General features: G+C 72.3%; 1 pseudogene. It reads right to left on the bottom strand.

From position 1 onward, the window contains the following. Positions 1–1,263, bottom strand: a pseudogene (locus ADBZ5U_RS16455) (3-oxoacyl-ACP synthase); the annotation flags it as partial.

The raw sequence follows: 1,263 nt of genomic DNA, 5'->3' as shown, positions 1-1,263 counted from the left end.
CGATGTCGCCCAGGCCACCGGTGAGGTCGGCCTTCAGCGGCGCCGAGGCGGCTACCGCCCTGGCCTCGGCCGAGCACAGGCCCAGGAGCATCTCGGCCATCTCCGCGGTGGTGTAGGTGGTCACCCCTGCTTCCTCGACCGCGCCGACGATGGCGTCGTTGTGGCCCATCAGACCGGTCCCCTTGGTCCACCCGATCAGGGCGTGGGCGAGGGTGACCCGCTGGGCCCAAGACGATTCCGCGCTCCAGCGCGCCACCACGGCGTCCAGCGCCGACTTCGACTCGCCGTAGGCGCCGTCGCCGCCGAACATGCCGCGGTTGGGCGAACCGGGCAGCACCACGTGCAGCCGGGAGGCGACGTCGCGATCGGCGCCGATGGCCGACAGGCCGCCCACCAACCGCTCCACCGCCCAGAGCAGAACCTTCATCTCCATCTCGGAGCGGGACCCGGCCTCGGACAGGTCGCCGGCCACCCGCGGCGCGGCGAACGGGAAGAGCAGGGTCGGGTTCTGGGCGTCTTTGACGTGAATCGACTGGGGCCCGAGGTTTTCGCTCTGATCGTTGCCGACCCACGAGATCAGCGCGTCGATGTCGGCGTAGGAGGCCATGTTCGCCGGCACCACCCACAACACCGCCCCGAACCGGGCATGGTCGCGGTAGAGGTCCTTGTAGAACGCCAGCCGGGCGTCGTCCAGTCGGGACGTGGTGGCGATGACGGTGGCGCCGCCGTCGAGCAGCCGCGCCGCCACCGAGGCGGCGATGGAGCCCTCCGAGGCGCCGGTGACCACAGCGATCTCACCGCCGTACCGGCCGGCTTCGGTGTTCTCCGCTCCGGCGGCGATCCGGGCGAACAGCGTGGCGTGCACCTGCCGGCCGGCCGCCAGGGCACGGCCCCGCCACCAGTCGGCCTGGGAGGCCACCACCTGGCCGGCCCCCTCGAAACGCTCGGCCAGCCGGTGCCAGTCGGCCTCGACGTCGTGCTCGTCGGCCAGCCAGATCTTGACCAGGTCCTCCCGGGCACTGGCCCAGCGGTCGTCGAGCAGGACCGCCTTGCGGGAGTCGAACACCGGCGCGACCAGACGCGGCCAGTCGGCGCCGAGTTCGGCGGTGACCAGGTCCATCAGTTCGGTGTCGGTGGTTGCCGGCGGGGCACTGGTCGCCGCGTCCAGACCGAGCTGGTCCAGCACCAGGCGGGCGGCCGAGGCCAGCACACCGTCGCGGCCGGTGAGGGTCTCGGCGAACTCGTTCAGCGCGGCGGAGTCCA

Origin of the sequence: Mycobacterium sp. (genome assembly GCF_040398885.1) — a bacterium.
Lineage (GTDB): Bacteria > Actinomycetota > Actinomycetes > Mycobacteriales > Mycobacteriaceae > Mycobacterium.
The sequence above is the reverse complement of the archived record's forward strand: the minus strand, read 5'-3'. Positions and strand labels throughout refer to the sequence as shown.